4 protein-coding genes are annotated in these 4,123 nt (G+C 71.8%); 1 reads left to right on the top strand and 3 read right to left on the bottom strand.

Annotation, left to right across the window (positions count from 1 at the left end; genetic code table 11):
- Positions 1 to 157 precede the first annotated feature (157 nt).
- Both AB0I94_RS38735 and AB0I94_RS38730 read right to left on the bottom strand, forming a co-directional pair.
- Complete coding sequence (locus AB0I94_RS38735; RefSeq protein WP_363314499.1) at positions 158 to 1,099, bottom strand: DMT family transporter; 942 nt, start codon at positions 1,097 to 1,099, stop codon at positions 158 to 160.
- Positions 1,096 to 1,908 (bottom strand): phosphatase PAP2 family protein, encoded by an 813-nt coding sequence (locus AB0I94_RS38730; protein ID WP_363314497.1) that lies wholly within the window; start codon positions 1,906 to 1,908, stop codon positions 1,096 to 1,098. The genes AB0I94_RS38735 and AB0I94_RS38730 overlap by 4 nt, the downstream gene beginning before the upstream one ends.
- A 169-nt stretch (positions 1,909 to 2,077) precedes the next feature.
- Here AB0I94_RS38730 and AB0I94_RS38725 point away from each other — a divergent pair, with 169 nt between their 5' ends.
- Positions 2,078 to 2,725: a TetR/AcrR family transcriptional regulator C-terminal ligand-binding domain-containing protein gene (locus tag AB0I94_RS38725; RefSeq protein WP_363314495.1), complete on the top strand. Its 648-nt coding sequence runs from the start codon at positions 2,078 to 2,080 to the stop codon at positions 2,723 to 2,725.
- A 171-nt stretch (positions 2,726 to 2,896) separates the two neighbouring features.
- On the opposite strand, the gene AB0I94_RS38720 is transcribed toward AB0I94_RS38725, so the two are convergent.
- Positions 2,897 to 3,907 carry a DUF2510 domain-containing protein gene (locus AB0I94_RS38720; protein ID WP_363314494.1) on the bottom strand — a complete coding sequence of 337 codons (1,011 nt, stop codon included), beginning with the start codon at positions 3,905 to 3,907 and terminating at the stop codon, positions 2,897 to 2,899.
- Positions 3,908 to 4,123: the final 216 nt, after the last annotated feature.

The raw sequence follows: 4,123 nt of genomic DNA, 5'->3' as shown, positions 1-4,123 counted from the left end.
GGCGAGCGGCGGTGCGGTGGTGCAGGCTGCGGGAACCGATGCGTGGCAGGCGGTGCGGGACCGGGTCGCCGAACTCTTCGGGCGGGCCGACGCCGTTTCCGTTGTTGCGTCCGCGTCTGCCTCTCGCGTCTGTGTCTGCGGGCGGGGGGGCGCTGCCTCAGTGACGCGACAGATGCAACGCGGCGGGTTCTGTCCGGCCCGGAATGGAGGACAGGAAATCCGGCGACGGCGACGGCGACGGCTCCGAAGGCGCCTGTGATGCCGACTCGTGCTCGCCTCGCGGTGACCGTGACAGGACGACCACTCCGTACGCCGCGATCGCCGCGCCCCCGGCCGCCAGGAACAGCCCGGCCACGCCTCCCTGCAGCCGCTCGCCGAGCAGGGTGAGGCCGATGGCGGCGGCGGCCACCGGGTTGGCCAGGGTGACGACGGCCAGGGGCGCCCCGAGGCCACCGCGGTACGCGGTCTGGGACAGGAGGAGACCGCCCACGGCGAACGCCGCGACGAGCAGCGCCACGACGATCACCTGCGGGCTGAGCAGCGGACCCGAGCGGTCCGTCGCGGCGACCGTCACGGTCTGGGTGAGCGCGGACGCAACACCCGATGCGAACCCGGAGGCGGTCGCGTGACGCAGCCCCGGCCGCGTGCCGGGGCGGGAGAGCACGCCGACCACGGCCATCGTGGTGCCCGCCACTGCCAGCGCCTCCGTGAGGGTCAGTGTGTCGTCGGGCGCGGGCCCGGAAGCGGTGAGGAGCAGGGCGCCGAGGCCGATGAGCGTGAGCCCGGTGCCACGCCACTCCGCCGGGGTGACGCGCCGCCCCGCCAGGCGGGCGCCCAGCGGCACCGCGGCGACCAGGGTGAGCGCCCCGAGCGGCTGGACCAGGGTGAGCGGACCGTACTTCAGGGCCGCCACGTGCAGCAGGGCCGCGGACGCGTTGAGCCCGACCGACGACCACCAGGGGCCGCTGCCGAGCAGCCGCAGGAAGCCGTTGCCGGTGCCCGTGATGCGGTGGGCGAGGCGCTCCTGGGCCACGGCGGCACAGGCGTACGCGGCAGCCGAGACGAGTGAGAGCGCGACGGCGATGAGCGGCGCGTTCATCGTCGGACCCCGTGGGCGGCAAGGCCGTGGGCCGGCGTGTAGCGCCGCACGACGCGCGAGCGCGCGGGGTCCGGCAGCTTGATCACGGCGAGCGCGACGCCGAGCAGTGCGGTCACCACGAGGGCGTCGAGCCAGTAGTGGTTGGCGGTCCCGACGACCACGAGCAGGGTGATCAGCGGGTGCAGCATCCACAGCCACCGCCACCGCGATGAGGTGGCGACGACGAGTCCGACGGCGAGCATCAGCGCCCACCCGAAGTGCAGGGACGGCATCGCGGCGAACTGGTTCGCCATCGTGTCGGTCTGCGGAGTGGAGCCGTACACCGTCGGCCCGTACACCTGCCCGGTGTCCATGAGCCCCGCCGCGTCCAGCATCCGGGGCGGCGCAAGCGGGAAGGCCAGGTGCAGCACGAGGGCCGCCGCGGTCAGCGCGGCGAGCACCCGGCGGCTCCACACGTAATGCCGGGGCCTGCGCAGGTAGAGCCAGACCAGGAACAGCGCGGTGGCCGGGAAGTGCACGGTCGCGTAGTAGGTGTTCGCGATGTGCACCAGGGTGTCGCTGCTGAGCAGCGCGTGCTGCACGGCGCCCTCGCCCGGCAGGCGCAGGGCGCGTTCGGCGTCCCACACGTGGTGAGCGTTGCGGAAGGCCTCGCCGGTATGGCCGTTCGCCAGCTGCCTGCCGAACTTGTAGACGAGAAAGAGTCCTACGACGAGGAGGAGCTCGCGGACGAGGGGCGGTCGGGCAGATGTGTCCGGCTCCCGGACGGCTATGTCCGGTTCCCTTTCGGCAGGCTCGGTTCGGGATTCCATCCCCCGGCCCCTTTACGTGACGACTGGGTGGTGCGGTGGGTGAGTGACGGATCGCCGCACTCATCGATACGCCAGTGTACCGATACGCCAGTGTACCGATACGGACGCGTACCGGTACACTGGCGTATCGATAGGGTCGGTCGAAGCCGCCACATCGAGGAGAAGAGTCATGACGTCGCCGGACCGGGCAGCAGACGCAGGCGCAGCGGACCCCGTGGGTCCATGCACGGGTTCATCGCGCCGCTCCAAGATCACGCCCGAGCGAGAGCAGGAGTTCTACGAGGCCGTCCTCGACCAGCTCCGCGAGTGCGGGTACGACGCCGTGACCATGGAGGGCGTGGCCGCGACCACCCGGTGCAGCAAGTCCACGCTCTACCGCCAGTGGAAGACGAAGCCCCAGTTCGTGGCCGCCGCGCTGCGCGCCAACCGCTGTGTGCGGTTCGCGGGCATCGACACCGGCACGCTCGCCGGTGATCTGCGCGAGGCGGCGCGGGCCGCGGGGGAGTGGTCGACCCGTGACAGCATGCTGGTCCAGGCGCTGAGCCACGCGGTCCTTCAGGACGAGGATCTGCGCAGCGCGCTGCGCGAAGCACTGGTGGAGCCGGAGACCAGGGCGCTCGACGACCTGATCGAGCGGGGAGTGGCGCGGGGCGAGATCGCCGCGGACCACCCGGCCACGAGGTTCATCACGGCTCAGCTCATGGGCGTGGTCCGGGCCCGGCCCGTCCTGGAGGGCAAGCAGGCGGACGAGGAGTATCTGTCCGACTTCGTGGAGGCGTGCGTGCTGCCCGCACTTGGTCTGACCCAGGCCACCTGATCGTGGACCGGGGCCCGGTGGATGACGGGCCCCGATCTGCCTGGCGCGCCGCACCGTGGGGACGGGGGTGGCGTGGCCGCTCTTGGCCGGGCGGGCGGAATCCTCGTGGCTCCGCCCGCCCGGCTCTGACGTTCCCGGGCAGGGTCGCGCGAGGCCCGTCAGAGTTCCCTGTCAGACTTCCTGGCCGTTGCCGCCCCCGCCGCCCTTCGCGGCCTTGATCCCCTTGGTGATCTCGTCCATGACGGAGAGCTTCGGAGACTTGTCGTTCACGTCGATGCCGAAGCGGACGATGACGAGCTTGGACTTGTCCGAGGGGGACGGGAAGGCCAGCGACTGGACGTAGCCGTCGTCGCTCTTCTCGGTGACGGCCTTCCAGCGCACGAGGTAGCCCTTCTGGCCGGCCACGGTGACCGCCTTGGACTCCAGCTCCTTGTGCGAGGTGATCTTGCCGTAGGTCTTGCCGCCGTACGACTCCTTGGCGTTGACGGAGATGTCGGCCTTGGCGGCGGCTTCCGCCGTCTTGGCGTCGTTCTTGAACGCCGCCTCGGCTGGTCCCGAGTAAGCGCCGCCGCGCGAGCAGGTCTTGGAAGCCTCCCCGGGGCACGGATAGGGGTCCACGGACACCGAGGCCCCACCGCCCTGGCCGTTCGCACCCGTCCAGCCTTCGGGAACGGGGAGGCTGATGCCGCTGGCCACGTCGGTGGCGTACCCCTCCTCCGACGGCGGCGCGGAACCGCCGGGGGGCTGGGACTGCTCGGGGTCCTGGGGGTCCTGCGGGTCCTGGGGCGCGCCGGGCTTCGAGGGGGCGGAGGACGAGGGGTTCTTGGCGGTGTTGTCGCCGTCGCCGTCGTCATCGGCGGTCAGGAAGTAGACGCCGCCGCCTATCCCGGCCAAGACCACGAGGGCCACGCCTATGGCTATGCCCATGCGAAGGCCGCGCCGAGGGGCGGCGGGCTGTCCCGGATAGGAGGGATGGGCCGGGTACGCGCCCGGGGCACCCGTCGGGGCGTTGGGCGGATAGGCAGGTGGAGTCGCCGGAGCGGAACCGCCCCACCCGGCGGCGGAGCCCACCGCGCGGACCTGGTCCGTCCATACGTTCCCGTCCCACCAGCGTTCGGTACGGGGGCCGTCAGTCGTCTGGCCGGGGTCGGGGTACCAGCCGGGAGGGGTTACCTGGGTCATGGGCGCCAGGGTATGAGCATTCGGTGAAAGCGGCATGAGAGGGGGCGTCAACGAAGGTCACCGTTCGGCCACCACGCTCGCCATGCGTGGCCGACACCCGCCTGCACCGGGCCGTAACACTCGCCTGTACCGGGCCGTCACACCTGCCTGTACTGGGCCGTCGCACTCGGCTGGATCGGCCGTCACACCTGCCTGTACTGGGCCGTCGCACTCGGC

Source organism: Streptomyces sp. NPDC050147 (assembly GCF_040660195.1).
Taxonomy (GTDB): Bacteria; Actinomycetota; Actinomycetes; order Streptomycetales; family Streptomycetaceae; genus Streptomyces.
Note: the sequence above shows the minus strand (reverse complement) of the source record. Positions and strands in the feature narration are given on the sequence as shown.

Coding starts and splice junctions, on each gene's coding strand:
- AB0I94_RS38735 (WP_363314499.1), bottom strand. CDS start 1,099: ATGAACGCGCCGCTCATCGCCGTCGCGCTCTCACTCGTCTCGGCTGCC.
- AB0I94_RS38720 (WP_363314494.1), bottom strand. CDS start 3,907: ATGACCCAGGTAACCCCTCCCGGCTGGTACCCCGACCCCGGCCAGACG.
- AB0I94_RS38730 (WP_363314497.1), bottom strand. CDS start 1,908: ATGGAATCCCGAACCGAGCCTGCCGAAAGGGAACCGGACATAGCCGTC.
- AB0I94_RS38725 (WP_363314495.1), top strand. CDS start 2,078: ATGACGTCGCCGGACCGGGCAGCAGACGCAGGCGCAGCGGACCCCGTG.